We start from the raw sequence: 15,670 nt of genomic DNA on the forward strand, positions 1-15,670 counted from the left end.
TGATACTTCAAGATGCAAAGTCAGCAAGGCAAATTGTATCAAGATAGTAGGCATAAAATTGAAGCCTAGTTATTCTAAGTCGAAATTTTATAACGACGTAGATTGGTGCAAGTTGCCTTGCCCTACGGGCGCAAGCTCGAAAATCAGCTCAGCGTTACAACAATCGAAAAGTGAATGACAATTACCTCATGTTGTGCCTTGTTCTGATTATCGAGCTTGTGCCTGACAAAGTATCTTGAGGTAACATGGGTATATATATTTACAAAAAAAAATAATAAATGAATTAATTTAACACCGAATGAAACAATGTGTTAATGGGTGGAAATACCATCATGGCTTAATTCGATCTCAGGTAATTAGCTTTTCTTCGTTACCTTCGTGTAGCGACTTCGTGGTGATGTTTTTTGAGGTGAACAATCAGCCAAAAAAATCCCAGCACATGACTGGGATTTGTTGCACAACAGTACAGATATCGATTAATGATTACTGGCAAGATCCAGCACTGCACCACCTGAAATTTCAATATCTGCATAAGCAAAACGTATTTCGCAGGTGCGTCGCTCAATCGCTTGTGGAAAATTAAGCGATCGTGGTAATAAACTGATCACCTGTTTTCTAAAACGGTAAATAAAAATATTAATATGATTTTCGCTCAGACCTAACATTTTGCAGAGATGATCTTTATCAACCCAGCCCTGCTCTGCTTCACTGATACCGTTTTCTCGGTCTTCTAAACGCTTGCGCGCTAATAACAACATCAAATAATGATGATTACGTTTACCTAAATCGTATACATGGTCACCCATTTTAAATTTAAAGGAAACATGCTCTTCATTTTGACTAACATTAAAAAAAATGCCCACTTGTGGGGAGGTGGGCAAATCGTTCGAAACTAAATAGGTGGTCTCTTCACTCGCTCGCGCTTCAATAAAACGCCATGTTTGATCTTGGTACCCCACAAGATCGCCCGTTTTTAATACCGAAATTCCCGACTGACTTTCACAGACCCAATGTCCATTGGGTGATTGATAAAGCGTCACTTCAGCGTTTTCTTCGTCAGGTAATATCGCAATACCATCTAACTCAATCGTTTGTAAACCCGCACTCACTGGGACTAATAAACTTTTTGGCGCCTCTACTCCTAACATCTCCCAAGTATCACCTGCGAGGCTTGCGAAATGAATTTGGTCACCTTTATTTAATTTTTGCATGCACCCCCGTAAAACAGGGTTTCCATTCACATAAGTACCATTACTGCTTGAGTCTTGCAATAACCAATCTTCACCATCCCAAAGGATAGTTGCATGCATTCGAGATGCATCGGGGTTAGTTAATACCGTGTGCGAACTGCTTTGGTGACGACCAAATATATGCTGAATCAATAAGGTGATCTGCTCTTCGGTATTATTATTAATCATTCTTGTCATATTATAACCCCCTACTCATACTTATTAATTACCGTTTGCCACTAAATCATAGAGAGGATATTCAACCTGATCAGCATCCTCAGACAGTTGTACATTTTTTATGATACTTAAAGACTGCTCAGTACGTTCAATTAAACTATTAAAATCGTCATATTCTTTTACATCAGCACGTCCGATTGAACAAGTAATATCGAACTCTTCCATAATGATATTACTGTCTAAAAGGTGACATATATGTTCAACAAGCGCGCTAATAGAAGTCTCTTCTGTTTGGTTTAAAATAACCACAAACTGATCACCACCATAACGGAAAACTTGATCACTAAAAAGAATGCATTGTGACAATAAACTCGCAAAGGTACTGATAACGAGATCGCCCGATTTATGTCCGTGTATCTGATTAATCTGTTTCAGACCATTTAAATCAATCAATAACAAAGAGATATTGCGTTTCTTCTGAATGCTCATTTTGACTGAGTTTTCAAAAGCAATCACAAATTGCTGACGATTTGCAAGACCTGTTAAATTATCTTGATATGCGCGTTGACTCATCTATTACCCCTAGATTCCCTGCTTATTGATGGGAATGTTCAATTAATCTAGGTATAGAGTAGAGGCTTACAAATAAGATAACCATTACATCTTATTACAGCTTAATGGAAAATATTAAGATGTTATAGGCTTCCTCGCGATATAACGAAAATGTGATATGAACAGATCCAACCAATTAAAAAGTAACAACTATTTTATTTTGTATTTATTAAGTCAGCAGTAAATCATCACTCTGCAATAAATATTACACGTTATTACACTCCGCTTTTTAAAGTGTCACACATACAACGCATGTTGATTAATCGATTGCTCACAATTAGCTACCGCTAACCAGCCCATATCAACAGGCACTTGATATAAACGTTGATTCGCGAGTTGTGGCCAAATATGGCAAAGCCCGGGCACAAACACTTTGGCCGTTTTAATCGGCAATGGCGCTCGCGAATAATTAAGCACTAAGGTTTCCAAACCAAGTGAGCGTAATTTAGCCACAATCGCTTCAATATCAATTTTAAGATCACCACTACTTTGAAAGTCTTGCCCCTGAGTGGGGGATGTTTCAGCAACAAACAAAAAAGCATCTTGTTGCACCGCATCAAAATCAAAAGGTGCGTCTTTTTGCTCTCGAATAGGAATTAACTGGCATAACTCCGTTAATGCACGTTGTGCAGCTAATTCGCTTTGCAGATGACAACCAAAACCAAAACTTAACCCTTTGTTTTGCTTATGTTGCCCAATAGCAACCATCACAGACACACCGATATCATGGGTTAAATCTAACACCCAATAATCATGCTCAGTTAATGTTTCATCAAGCGCTTGTAAGTTTTTTTTGTCTAACTGAGCTAAATCGTAAGCAGGACGAAGAATACGGTTATACCACCAGATAGCAATCGCATCGCGCTCTATTAGCTCAAACAACGCCTGCAAAATCGCCTCTTCAAGCGTATTTCCCGCAGCGCAGCCATTAGAGTGCCAGCGCGCATAAATGTCATCATCAAAAGGGATATTTGCAAAACAGTGAGTCAGTGGCACATAGACCTGCTCATCAAACGTTAATGACCATGTGGGCAACCAATGCACCGCTTCATGTTGATAAATCAGCGCAGCTTGTTTTAATAATGAATCTGGATGATTTTCATTACTGAACTGCTGATACTGTGATTCGCTATAAGGCACTAACTGTTGAAAATCATAATGACGTTGAGTGAGTTGCTCAGGTTTGCTCAAAAACAGCGGTTCATCGCCTTGAAAATGGGCGCTGTAACGTTCAATCGCTTCACACAATGCACTCGCTTGTGACTGACTATGTGATACCCCTTTGCCCATGCATTGATGCACAAAACTGTCATTCTCAATGTTAAACGCACGCTTAAATGCAGGTTTTTTAAAAAACGCAGAGGTATAAATTTTAACGGGTTTATCAACACTGGTGGCTAACGGTTGAAGATGGGTAATAAGCCCTGTGATAGGACTGATAAAAGGTTGAATACTGTCCACTGTTTTTTGTGGGCAACGCGTTCTCGAACCACCATCTTTATTAAAAACAGCAATACAACTAGTTAGCTTAATATGAGTTAATATTTGGCTTTTGAAATCTTGCTGATTCGTGGCTAACAAACGAATAGGGTGATGTTCAACTTCCCCACTCGCTCTGTTTATTATCGTTAACTGCTCACCCTGATGGTTTAATTGCTGTGTTAACTGTTGCTGTAATAATGAACAAAGCTTTTCATTAAACGTCAGATTAAGCTGATAAGGGCTCACCACCGCCGATTCTGGATAAAGACTCTGCGCTAAGTGTAATGTCGGGTTATTATGCTTTAAGCGAGTTTGCAGTTTTTGTAAATAATCATAATTATTATCCACACCTAATAACGATAACAGACGGATCTGATCCCCTGTTATTTTAATCAGACAAACTGCGTTGTGCTTCGCCACTTCATGTAACAAAGTAGGATTTAACAAATCATCACACAAGATAAAAGTGATAAACATCGCCACGGGTAACTCAACGTTTGCTAAACAGTCCAGCCATAACGTCGTATTCTCTGCACTGTTTGCAGTCAGGCTAATAACAGCATAATGTTGAGAAAGCAATAACGATTCAGGAATGACAGCGTGTTGATTAACAAACCGTGCTAAGTCAGTTTGTTTAATATCAACTAATAACTGCTGTTTTTTTAATTTTCCCACTTGATAAAGGAAAGTCGCCACATCTTGATTATCACCCTGTATTATCGCGATGAGATCATCCACTGAGCGTAAACCATCAATATAACGAAAATTTGCAAACTGCGTTTGTGGCAATGATAAACTTTGCATTTCACTGAGCAGTAAAATATCGCCACTTTCAAGATTAAAGACGTTAAATTTTGCATGCCAATTTAGAATTTCTGTCATACTTTTTAACCTTTATATAAATATGCTCTATCCATACCGCTTTGTTATAAGCTTTATTATCCATAGACCATTCTTTAATACCCATTTTTAGCTCTTCTAATTCATTGGCTGTAATGATATTTTCTTGTAAAGCATCGTTACCGATTTTTCCATCAAGCAACTCAATCGTTGAGTTTGCCACTTGTTGTATCTCTTCAATAGACCGTGATGATTCGATACTGGTATTTGTTGAAATTTCATAAAAATGCATTGATTTGAGAATGTCGGGTATTGTAAAAGCAATATTAGGGTTGTCACTATTTTTCCTTAAACTATGGTTAAGCACTTTACTTAATAACTCCCCATTAACAAACAATTCCATGTTATTTACCACGGACAATCCATTTCGTAGTGCAATTTGCCCACCAATTTTCAATACCCGGTTACACTCTTCTAATACCGTTGATAAAGGCACTAAATACATACAAACGGCATGTAAATAAATTAGATCAACACTATTGTCAGTGAGTGATAAGGCATAAGCATCAGATTCGATATAAAACAGATTTGTTTGCAAAACTTGTGTAAGAGACAGTTGATTAAGCTCTTTATCCAGAGCAAACACATTTACACTTTCATTTGAGTTTGCTACCCAACTTGCCAACGCGCCATTACCGCAACCGACATCAACAACGACCCCTGTTTCAGGAAGTACAGGTTCAATAAATCGACAACCATCGGTTTCAGCCCGTTGTTTAAAACGTTGCATCATCACCTTACCGTGTCCTAATGAATAATCAGACACTTTCAATTAAATCCAAAGCCAAACGAAGTTTAAACTCATCAAATTTTTCAAAAAATATTTTACCTACATTTTCTGGCTGATGAGAATTAATGCATTTTAGTACAAACATTTTATTTCCTGCAATTGTAACGGTTCCTTCAATGCACAGCTTCATCTGCTTATCACTGATCACAGGGCCTCGGATAGTTTTAACCAAACCACAAGAATTTCGAATGGCCTGCTGTGTTATTTCTAGCGCCTTAGCAATGGGTATTTTAAAATACCCTGTTGGCCCATAGTTAAATTCAACAAAAAGATAATATGGCACCATCCCAAACTGCACTTGTTTTTTCCAAAGCTCAGCTAAAATATCAGCATCATCATTGATACCTTTTACAATTGGCCCCTGACAACGAATAACTACGCCCGATCGTAAAATGTTAGCAATTGCTTGTTGTACTACTTGAGGTTGTAACTCTTTCGGGTGAGTAAAATGCGCAACAAACGTCACATGAATATTACGTTTAGTTAACTCATCAAAATATGTTAATAACTCCTGTGCATCTTCATCTGTAGTATATCGGTAAGGCCACCAAGCCAGTGATTTAGAGATAAAACGAATCGACTTTATTTGCCCAAATGCAATGATTGGTTCAACCACTTTCTTAATGCTACTGGCGCTCATTACCATCGGATCACCACCTGAAAATATTACATCTTCAATTTCAGAATGAGCTTGAAGATATTCAATAACCTTTGCATCATTCGAATAGGTATACCTTGCATCTTGCTCCACCAAAGGCATCCAACGATGACAATAAGTGCAATAAGAGTGACAAGTTGATGCCTTAGTTGGAAATAGCTCTAACGTTTTTGGAAACAGATGATAGAGTCCATCTATCTGAATATGATTATCATTTGTAGGCATATGTGGAGGATATAAATTTTTCCTAGCAACCAATGCTGCCATTTCAATTGAACTATTCTCGGCAGAAATTTCAATGCGATTCTCTAAGCGTTGATAGTCTTTATCTAACACCATGCCTCGTTGTGGAAAAGTGAGTTTGTAGATAGGATCATTTTCTAAATCCTCCCAATTAATTAGATTTTCCAGCACATAATTATTAACTTTAAAATGTAATATTTTAGTAACAATATTAAATTCATTTTGTTGCTGAGAAGAAAGCTTATGATAATAGGGGGTATGTTTGAAACTCGTAGCGGAATAGGACTTATATTTCATAGATGATGGCTTATTGATGGGATAATTCAATTTTTTGGCTACACAAGTGTGTAGCCAAAATTAGATTAGCAAGTAAAAACGTAAGTTTTACCTGTACAACAATAATCAGCAAGCGCCACAGCAAATTCTGATTCATCCACAGGAGGCTCAGGCAGAGTTAATACAACTGAATGCTCAATATTATTAACATTATCCCAACCATTACCACCGTTACTATTTGCAATATACACACCTTGCTCATCACTTCCGGCCGCAATGTTAATGGTTCGCTCAGTCCCCGCTAACATTACAATAACACTCGATGTCACCCATTTATCCCATTCTTCACTTCCTGCTTGCAAAGAAGATAAATTCACTAAACCTTCTTCAATCAAAGCAGACTTTACCTCAGAAGTATCATCAGAAAGTAGCTTGTTATACCAGATATCATCTAAATTGGGTTGAACAATGTCACGATACTTTCCATTTTCGATCAATGTTGCATTATTTGTACTCACCAAGTCTTTTTTGAACAACCATGCACGTGCAATTACTTTAGGCCAAGCAGTACCAAAACTATCATGAATAAAAAATTTAATATCTTGTGGTGCATTTCCTTGAGAACTAAATTGTACCATTGTTATATCCTTAAAATTTATTTTAACAAAGAGGGTATATTTTATTTGATGCTTTATAGTCTGATAATGCAACTGCGAAATCAGATGTTTTACTAGGCTTAGGCGGTAAAGTTAAAATAACAAAATGGCCAGTACCTTCTACTTGCTCTTCCCAAATGTTTTTTCGTTTATATCCTTTACAACCATTCAAAGAAACAGCTGTGGTTTTTGATCTAACAGTAAACTTAGTTGCTTGATTTCGAGTTTTTACGATGATTTTGGTAAATACCCATTTTTCCCAGTGTTCTTCTGCCGCATTTTCATCAGCTAAGTAAACAAAGCCTTCTGCGGTCAAAGCTTGTAGTGTTTTATAAGGATCTTTAGAAAGCAAATCCATATACCATCTATCATCAGGAGTAGGGAAATCGATAAATTTTCCGGCTTCTATTTCTTTAGCATTTTGATGGTTATTATGTTGGTAATGCCAAGCACGACCAATCACGTTAGGCCAACATAATGCCCAAGTTCTATCTACAAAAAAACCTATATCCTGAGGCTCATAATGACTGTTATCTGAGCTATGCACTGCACTATCGTACTTACTATTTACCATATACTAACTCCATATTATTATTGTAAAATTTAGAAATATAATTTTTAAATGCAAATTCACCCGACTCGTTACACCAATCAATTACATCCTTGAAAACTTGCTCACACTTTTTTTCGTCACCAGATTCTTTATAACTTGTAGCTAAAAGCGTTTCATAAAATGAATGTAAATATGTTTGACCTGACTCGACTCTTGACTTAGAAAATTGCTGTTGAAATTCAGTTTCATTTTTTGCCCATTCGATAATGGCTTTAGAATAAGCTTGCAAGAATGACAGATCAGGATTTAACTCAAAAAACTCATTTTGAATAGTTTCTTGTTGCAATACACTTTTTTTATTACCTTCAACGGCTAAAATATACATTTGATAGCAATGAGTAATAGCCAAACACAAACCGTGATTGAGTACCTGAGAATATTTCATAGCTTCATCTATTTTATCCTGAGCCTCTTTAAATTTATCTAATAATGCTAAAGCCAGAGCCATATTCACTAATGCATGGCATTTAGGATCAATTCCATTGGTAAGACAAATATCAAAGTCTATTTTTTTATCATAAAGAGCCAACGCCTCTTCATATATAATCAGTGATTCTTCTAACTTTCCACCTGTCGTTAAGCACAATCCTAAAAAGGGTAAACTATCAACTAATCTCCTTCTGCACCTATCATTTCTTGCATCACTCACCAGTTCACTAAATAACTTATAAGCCTCATCTCGTTCAGAGACCATATGATGCACTTGACCTTTTTGCCAAAGATTAATATGTTTTTCCATTGCACCTATTTGTATACTATTAATTTTTGTTATTTGCTCATTTAGATCTTCATTATTTTGATTAATCGCTTTAATAGCTTCGCTACCATAACCATCTATTGCCATTAATATCACACTCGTTAATTTATTAATTTTTACTTTATTATTTAATTGACATAGTGACTCAGAAATTTTTTCATTATCTATAACAACTTGATCTATATATTTTTTGCTACTTTCATAAATATGCTTCTCTAATAGAGATGATACATATTGAATCCCGTACATAACTGATTTTTCATAATCTAACGCTTTACGATAATGTAGAGCAATTAAATTAAAATTAGAATTAATAACCTCTAATAATTTAGCAACGCTCAAGTGATTTTTTATTGTATGAATGCGACTCATACTCTCATAAGCAGCATCTCTCACCAAAGCATGTTTGAAGAGGTAACTATCACCAGAAACACGGCGTTTTTGCAGGATAATATCAGCGCTAATTAACTCATCTAACTCGGTTTGCAGTTGGGCTTCGCTACGGTTTGAACAGGCAACCAATAGGTCGTAATCAAACTCACGACCGATAGTAGCAGCGAGCTGTGCGGTCTCTTTGCTGTAAACAAGGCTATCGAGTTTTTGCTGCAGTGATTCGCGTAAACTGCTTGGCAGTTCATTTAGCTTATCGCTGTCGATAAAATCGGTAATGCCGTTGAGGTGTTGCACTAAGCCTTTCTGTTTGAGCATATCAACCAGCTCTTCAATAAACAGCGGAATACCATCGGTGCGGCTGACCACTGCCTCCATTAACTGGTTTGCTACATTTTGTTTATCAAAGAGGTTATTAACAAAGTCTTTACTGTCCTGTTCGGTGAGTTTTTGTAAGGGGATACTTTGGTAAATGTCACTATCAAGCATCTCTGGTAACGGTAAACGCGAGGTGCTGATAAACAGATTACCACTGTCAGTGAACGCTTTACTAAGGCTTAAACATTTGATGAACTCAAGGCTAGTAGGGTCGGCCCAGTGCATATCTTCAAAAATAAATAGGTTTGCTTGTGCGTTATCCTGTTTATTTAACAGGGCGACTAAGGTTTTAAACAGTAGTTGTTTTTGCAAATCGGGGCTAAGCGCGCTCGGGGCTATCTCCTCTGGCAATGCATAACCCAACCATGCACATAATATCGGTAAAATATCAGTGAGATTAACCTCTGCTAATGTACCTATTTCAGCGCTTAATTTTTCAATCGCCGCACTGACGGTTAAGCTAGTTAACGCATATTTATATTTTAAAATATTAAGTATCGGATATAAGGCGTTGTTAATATGCTCGGGTAAACATTGGCCGATAAAATGGGTGGTTTGTTTACTTTGATTTCTAAACTCGAAGGTTAAACGTGATTTACCAATGCCCGCTTCCCCAACAACATGGGCAAGTTTGTATCGGCTTTCAGGCGCTTGTAGGGCAAGTAAAGACTTAAACTCTTTTTCACGGCCGATAAACTGGTGATTATTTTGTGCTGCCCGTAAAAAACCAAAGGCTTCAACGTGGCGCTCTGCCACTAAATTAAACAGTGCGATGGGCGTAGATGCTACCCCTAACGGCTGGCTACTCAGTGGTTTAAATTCGATGTAACTTTGTAATAGCTTTTGACTTATATTAGAGCATAAAATTTTCTCGTTACCCGCTAACCGCGCAAGTTGCAGTGCAATATTTGCCGTGTCACCTTCTGGGGTCGCATCGGCATAACAAGTTAATAACCCAGTATGAATGCCAATTTTAATGTCGATTTGAATGCCTTGGTTCATTTTTAACAGCGCATTACGTTTGTTAAGATCGCTGATTAAATCCAGTGCAGTGCGCGCACAAAGACGTGCGTCATTATCACTCACAGCAGGATAACCAAAGTAGAACAGTTGCGTGTCTCCTAAACTGCCCACATGAAAAGCGCCATAACGGATTGCGGTATCTAAACACTGATTTTTTTGATCACGGTGCAGAGCATCAATCACCTCATGGTTTATCTCTTTGCCCTCAACCGCTTTTGCGTTTAAACACAAGGCTAAAACGGTGATCTGTTTAGATTCTATCTGCCCAGTATTAAAAATAGGGTTTTCATGGATCAGTGTGGCATCGTTATCAACAATAATATTTGTTTTGCTAATGCGTTTGTCGTTTTCAGCTTGTAACTCGCCCACTAAGTTAGCAACATTGATCTGCTGTATCTCATGGTATAAGTCGGCTGCATTAACACTGCGTAAATGGGCTTTTTTCTGTAAAACACGACGCAATAAGGCGGCCAATGGATGACCCACGATAGCAGCGGGTAGCGCGACATTTCCTGGACTCAATTGTTTATGAAAAATGGAGGCTAAATTGCCCCCCGACATGGCAGGTTTCCCCGTTAAACACTCAAGAAAGACCAAACCCCAAACATAAAGGTCGGTTTTAATCGTGGCAGGCTCACCGCGCAGTTGTTCGGGTGAGCTATATGAGGGAGTACCTAAGGTTTCTTGGGTCAGGGTAATGCTTTTATAATCTTGTACACGCGCTTCGCTTACCAGTGTGCCGATACCAAAGTCTAATACTTTCACATGCAGTTTAGCTGCACTTTCACTGAGCATAATATTGGCAGGTTTGATATCACGATGCACAACTCCCTGTTGATGTGCGTGTGCTAAAGCATCTAATACCTGCGTCATCACATCGGTTGCTTCAATCGCGGAGAGTGGCCCTGATTCAGTTATTTTTTGTTTAAGTGTTTTTCCTGCAATATATTCAAAGACGGCAAAAAGTAGGGAGCCACTATTGCCTTTATCTAATAAACGCACAATATTAGGGTGTTGCAAACGACTGCCTAGCAAAGTTTCACGCTCAAAACGTTCGATATAACGTGCACGTTTATTTTCATCGAAATCACAACGAATAGAGAGGAACTTAATCGCAACCGATTGCCCCGTATTAATTTGCTTAGCAAGGTAAACATGACCAAATCCCCCTTCACCAATTTTTTCTAATAATTGGTAAGCAGAAGAGTTAAATTGCAACGCGATTTTATCGTTTTGTAATAATTTCATGGTAGATTCTTTATATCATTAAAGGCGATGTGTGCTTATTATCCAAATTAAGGACGGTAAAAAGAATACGATAGCGCTAACCACATATCAATACAAAGGCACTGACAATCAAGGTTAAACACAGGATACAAATCGCATTTCTGATAACAAACTCGACTTATTTTATGAAAAATACGCTGTAGTCATTTTTGTTAACATTGTCAAAATAAATAAGTAAAATCAGCATAAAAATAACATGAGTGATAAAATTAATGCGAGAATAACGTTTCATAAAATATCAGCAGAGGTAAACGTGTTTCATTTCGTTAATATCATCAAAAAACATTGGTTATTAATCAGCGCAACTGTTTTAGCGCTTATCACCCTTCTCTCTTTAACGCCTCTGCCACATCTTCCTTCTGTACCCGGCAGCGACAAGACCCATCACTTTATCGCTTATGCAGGGCTATTTTTCCCTGTGGCACTGGCGAAACCAAAACATTGGTTATTGATTGGTTTGCTGTTTGCTTTTTGGAGTGGTGCGATTGAGCTGATTCAACCTTATGTTAATCGTTATGGTGAGTGGCTAGATATGCTCGCAAATAGTGTTGGTTTACTGTGTGGTTTTGTACTTGCATGGCTAACTAATAAGCTAATAAAACAGTGACGCTTTCTGCCTCTTTAAAAAGTAAGTTATTAACGCTGACGAAGAGTAAAAAGATAACCACTATTGAACTTATTCAAGGTGTTTGGGGTGGTTATGGGCAACTGTTAAGGGTCCGATTTTCAGGTGGGAAAATAAATTCCGTCGTCGTAAAAAGGGTGAATACCCCGAAACCAGAAAATCACCCCAAGGGTTGGAATACCAACCTCTCTCATCAACGAAAATTAACCTCTTATCAAGTAGAGTCATACTGGTATCAGCATTATGCACAACAACATCAATCTGTTGATTGTTATCTACCACGCTGTTTATTAACAGAAAAGCGTGAAAACCAACAAATACTGGTTTTAGAGGATCTCAGTGAATGTGGTTTTCCCGTGGTTAAAACAGATTGCTCTTTAAGTGAAGCAAAGGTTTGTCTCACATGGCTGGCACATTTCCATGCTTTACATCTTCAAAAAAAACCGCAAGGACTATGGCCAACAGGCAGTTATTGGCACCTTGAGACACGCCCCGATGAACTTGAAAATTTAGCGGACAGTAAACTAAAACAAGCGGCCACCTTGTTAGATAAGAGACTTGCTGACTGCCCTTTTCAGACCTTGATACACGGTGATGCAAAGTTGGCTAATTTCTGTTTTTCAACATCAGGTGAACAGGTCGCCGCGGTGGATTTTCAATATGTCGGCAAAGGCTGCGCTATGAAAGATGTGATCCTGTTTATCAGTAGCGCGGTAAAACCCGCGCATTGCGAGCAGCTCGCCCCACTGTTAGTGGATCACTACTTTAAGGTATTGAAACCGCTCACAGAATTTGATTTAGAATCACAATGGCGACCTTTGTACTCGATTGCATGGGCAGATTTTCAACGCTTTGTAAAAGGGTGGTCACCCGATCACTGGAAGATAAACAACTATACAGAAGCACTCACAAAGCGAGCGTTAAATGAAATTAACCAACACACAACTTAATCAGTTAAGCCTGATTGCATTAAATGCCGTAAAAGATGCAGGACACACTATCCAACAGGTTGATAGATCACAGCTAAAAATCAACTTTAAAAACTGTGGGTCTAGCCGTAGCTCACAAGTGGTGACGGAGGTTGACTTGCATTGTCAGTCGATCATCATCAAGCAGTTACAACCAAGTTGTGATCGCTATGATCTTGCTTTACTTAGTGAGGAAAACTGTGCAGAAACAGCCATTAACGACCATGCACGTTTCAGTAAAGATTACTTTTGGTGTATCGATCCACTCGATGGCACACTGCCTTTTATTGAGGGACGTGAGGGTTATGCAGTTTCTATTGCGTTAGTTGCTAAAAGTGGTTTACCTGTACTCAGCGCGATTTATCTGCCAGCAACAAAAACCAGTTACCACACTGAAATAGATAAACAGGGCAAACCTGTTGTTTATAAAAATGGCACATTATTTAATCCCCCCACCCTTAAACGCCCTACCAACATTCATGTTTATTTTGACCAAAGTTTTTTAACTAGCGCGCAATATCAGCCACTGGTGAAGCAGTTAGAAAAATCAGCTGAGTTAACGATTGTCAGCGGTCACGGCGCGGTAGTTAATGCGCTTTTAGTAGTAGAAAACAGCCCTGCTATTTATATTAAATTACCCAAAAAACAGCAAGGAGGTGGCGCACTGTGGGATTTTAGTGGCACAGCTTGTATCGCTCAAGCTGTTGATGGTTGGGTCAGTGATATTGAGGGTTTACCCCTCACGCTTAACCAAACCGATAGCTATTATATGCATCAACATGGGGTTATTTACGCTTCAGATAAAAACCTAGCACAGGCGGTGATCCGTTTATGTCGCTTGATGCAATAAATTCAAAACAGGTAATACTGACGTATCACGATCACACTAAATTCAATATTTTCTAGGGAAATTCAAAATGACCTACAAGCTATAATCACGTTCCACTTTACTGATACGCACTTTAAAATCTTTATACCATGTTGCGTGCCCTTTTTTCTGTGCATCAAGATGCTCTACATTAGCTTTCCAATCTTTAATCGCTTGCAGATTTTCCCAATAGGAAACGGTAATTCCAAGCGCCTCTTTTTCAGTTTCTCTAGCAGACTCAATACCTAAAAAGCCTTTCTAGCAGACATAAAAAAACGACCTTGAATCGTTTAAAATAACGTTCTAAGGTCGTTTATAAACTGCGTTTAAAATGCAGTTTAGAATTTAACCTGCATACCTAGCGCATAACCAACATCAGTATTGTCAGCGTCACTTCCACCAATTTCGACATAAGTATTTACATTGCTTGTGAATGCGTAAGATGCATTTACATAATAATTATTCACATCATCTGAACCACTAACATCATTTGAAAACATTGCGTAACCCACTGCAAATTGCGCTTTATCTAGTGAGTATGTAGCAGCAAGACCGATAGAATCAGTTGTAATTTTAGAAACAGTGCCAGCATCTTGTTCACTCGTTGCATAAGCAGCCGCTATTTGGAAATCACTGAAGTTGTAACGTGCTTCAAAGTTCATGTTAGTTGTTGAATAAGATGAATCTTTAAGAGTAACGCCTGCAACTTTAGCGAAACCATCACCTACTCCGAAAAATGCAGTTAAATCAAAACCAGCAAAATAAGCACCAATTTTACCATCTACTACTGATACATCATCAGCAGATCCTGTCGTGTCAGACATTAGGTAAGCGATACCACCGTAAAACATACCTGTATCTAGTTTGTATTTAATGACCTGTCTGCCACTGTCTTTTTGATCGTAAAAAGAACCAAAACCAAATTGGTAATCAGCACCGATACCGGCATCATCAAAAATTGTTGCTTGTTTACCCGCCGTTAACGTACCGTAAGTATCTGACATAACGCCAACATAACTATCACCTAAATTTACTGTATCGCCTTCAGCGCTGATTTCAAGTACACCACCAACCATCAAACCGTTACCAAGATCATAGCCGAGTTTAAAACCAAAGTCAGCATCATCAACATTAATGTATACACCATTATCAGCTTTTTTCTTGATGTCTTTTTGGAAGTTAATTTCGATATCACCGTAAATATCTACTTGTACGCCGTCTTGTTCATAGATAGTTGCACTGTGTGCTGTTGCCGCGAATAATGTTGTGATTACTGCTGCTAAGATTGTTTTTTTCATTTGTCTATTGCCTTTTAATTGCTTAAATCTATAAGTCTATGTGTGCATACATTGCACACCTTCGAAATCCATGTGAACAAATCCTGTTCACATTTCGCAAACAACATTAACAATTTTAATTTTTTTTGCAATTAAATTGAACTTTTTGAAAACACATAAAACAGCTCATTTTTCAACCTAAAAGACAATCCAAAAACAATCAAAATAAAAAACAAATCAAAAAAACAACAAAAACAAACACACCATCCAAAACAACAACCTATAAAATAACAAACTATTAATTATCATCGCGAATAAACTTTAAAACAACTTGTACTTTATATCTAACTGACAAACAAGTGATATAAAAAGCGTTACATAGTTCACACTTACCGGCTGAAACTTATTTTAAAATATTTCCAGATTGTACTTTAACTGTGCAGTAGCTCACGAATTTTGAG

General features: G+C 37.9%; 12 protein-coding genes and 1 pseudogene. 3 read left to right on the forward strand and 10 right to left on the reverse strand.

Annotated features, from left to right (window positions below; genetic code table 11):
- Positions 1 to 476: 476 nt before the first annotated feature.
- The 8 genes from G322_RS0105265 to G322_RS19975 form a co-directional block, all read right to left on the reverse strand.
- A complete protein-coding gene (locus tag G322_RS0105265; RefSeq protein ID WP_022940763.1) occupies positions 477 to 1,427 on the reverse strand; it encodes an FHA domain-containing protein in 951 nt (316 codons plus the stop codon).
- Between the two features lie 24 nt (positions 1,428 to 1,451).
- Positions 1,452 to 1,979, reverse strand: a complete 528-nt coding sequence (locus G322_RS0105270) for a GGDEF domain-containing protein (protein WP_022940764.1) — start codon at positions 1,977 to 1,979, stop codon at positions 1,452 to 1,454.
- A 276-nt stretch (positions 1,980 to 2,255) separates the two neighbouring features.
- A complete protein-coding gene (locus G322_RS22170; RefSeq protein WP_022940765.1) occupies positions 2,256 to 4,382 on the reverse strand; it encodes a YcaO-like family protein in 2,127 nt (708 codons plus the stop codon).
- Complete coding sequence (locus G322_RS0105280; protein ID WP_156873915.1) at positions 4,348 to 5,166, reverse strand: class I SAM-dependent methyltransferase; 819 nt, start codon at positions 5,164 to 5,166, stop codon at positions 4,348 to 4,350. Before G322_RS0105280 ends, G322_RS22170 begins: the two co-directional genes overlap by 35 nt.
- Complete coding sequence (locus tag G322_RS19970) at positions 5,159 to 6,388, reverse strand: KamA family radical SAM protein (protein ID WP_022940767.1); 1,230 nt, start codon at positions 6,386 to 6,388, stop codon at positions 5,159 to 5,161. Before G322_RS19970 ends, G322_RS0105280 begins: the two co-directional genes overlap by 8 nt.
- A gap of 65 nt (positions 6,389 to 6,453) precedes the next feature.
- Positions 6,454 to 7,005, reverse strand: coding sequence for a hypothetical protein (locus G322_RS0105290; RefSeq protein ID WP_022940768.1), 552 nt, complete (start codon positions 7,003 to 7,005; stop codon positions 6,454 to 6,456).
- A gap of 22 nt (positions 7,006 to 7,027) precedes the next feature.
- Entirely contained in the window at positions 7,028 to 7,597 is a 570-nt protein-coding gene (locus G322_RS0105295) for a hypothetical protein (RefSeq protein ID WP_022940769.1), read from the reverse strand.
- Positions 7,587 to 11,432, reverse strand: coding sequence for a TOMM system kinase/cyclase fusion protein (locus tag G322_RS19975; RefSeq protein ID WP_022940770.1), 3,846 nt, complete (start codon positions 11,430 to 11,432; stop codon positions 7,587 to 7,589). The genes G322_RS0105295 and G322_RS19975 overlap by 11 nt, the downstream gene beginning before the upstream one ends.
- 235 nt (positions 11,433 to 11,667) lie before the next feature.
- Here G322_RS19975 and G322_RS0105305 point away from each other — a divergent pair, with 235 nt between their 5' ends.
- Genes G322_RS0105305 through G322_RS0105315 form a run of 3 tightly spaced genes read left to right on the forward strand, consistent with a single transcriptional unit; the run spans position 11,668 to position 13,914 of the window.
- Complete coding sequence (locus tag G322_RS0105305) at positions 11,668 to 12,078, forward strand: VanZ family protein (RefSeq protein WP_022940771.1); 411 nt, start codon at positions 11,668 to 11,670, stop codon at positions 12,076 to 12,078.
- Positions 12,075 to 13,046 carry a phosphotransferase gene (locus tag G322_RS0105310; RefSeq protein WP_022940772.1) on the forward strand — a complete coding sequence of 324 codons (972 nt, stop codon included), beginning with the start codon at positions 12,075 to 12,077 and terminating at the stop codon, positions 13,044 to 13,046. The genes G322_RS0105305 and G322_RS0105310 overlap by 4 nt, the downstream gene beginning before the upstream one ends.
- Positions 13,021 to 13,914, forward strand: a complete 894-nt coding sequence (locus G322_RS0105315; protein WP_022940773.1) for a 3'(2'),5'-bisphosphate nucleotidase CysQ family protein — start codon at positions 13,021 to 13,023, stop codon at positions 13,912 to 13,914. The genes G322_RS0105310 and G322_RS0105315 overlap by 26 nt, the downstream gene beginning before the upstream one ends.
- A gap of 72 nt (positions 13,915 to 13,986) precedes the next feature.
- Here G322_RS0105315 and G322_RS22610 read toward each other — a convergent pair.
- Positions 13,987 to 14,187 (reverse strand): annotated as a pseudogene (locus tag G322_RS22610) (antibiotic biosynthesis monooxygenase family protein); the annotation flags it as partial.
- Between the two features lie 83 nt (positions 14,188 to 14,270).
- Positions 14,271 to 15,230 carry a porin gene (locus tag G322_RS0105320; protein WP_022940774.1) on the reverse strand — a complete coding sequence of 320 codons (960 nt, stop codon included), beginning with the start codon at positions 15,228 to 15,230 and terminating at the stop codon, positions 14,271 to 14,273.
- Between the last annotated feature and the right edge of the window lie 440 nt (positions 15,231 to 15,670).

Source organism: Psychromonas hadalis ATCC BAA-638, from assembly GCF_000420245.1.
In the GTDB taxonomy this organism is placed as follows: Bacteria; Pseudomonadota; Gammaproteobacteria; order Enterobacterales; family Psychromonadaceae; genus Psychromonas; species Psychromonas hadalis.